This window comes from Mesorhizobium sp. M7A.F.Ca.CA.002.04.1.1, from assembly GCF_004022805.1.
Classification (GTDB): Bacteria; Pseudomonadota; Alphaproteobacteria; order Rhizobiales; family Rhizobiaceae; genus Mesorhizobium; species Mesorhizobium ciceri.
Genome location: NZ_RZPL01001355.1, coordinates 1 through 379, shown reverse-complemented (window position 1 = coordinate 379; position 379 = coordinate 1). Strand labels below are relative to the sequence as shown.

The following is a 379-nucleotide window of genomic DNA, read 5'->3' as shown; positions in this document are numbered from 1 at the left end:
AGTTCAACGTCACCGATGCCGGCATCAAATACCGCACGTCGACCGCGCTGACGCAGTCGATCGAGGTGGTCGAACGCCGCGTCAACGAACTCGGCACGACCGAACCCATCGTGCAGCGGCAGGGCGACGACCGTATCCTTGTCCAGGTGCCGGGTCTTCAGGACCCGCAAAGGCTGAAGGAAATCCTCGGCCAGACCGCCAAGCTGACCTTCCAGATGGTCGACCAGTCGATGCCGGTGCAGGACGCGCTCAACGGCCGTCCGCCTGCCGGCTCGTCGGTGCTGTATTCGCAGGACGATCCGCCGGTTCCGTATCTGATCGAGAACCGCGTCATCGTCTCGGGCGAAAACCTCGTCGATGCGCAGGCGACCTACAATTC

At 63.1% G+C, this 379-nt stretch carries 1 pseudogene; it reads left to right on the top strand.

The features are described from left to right. Positions 1 to 379 (top strand): annotated as a pseudogene (locus ENZ75_RS34190) (protein translocase subunit SecDF); the annotation flags it as partial.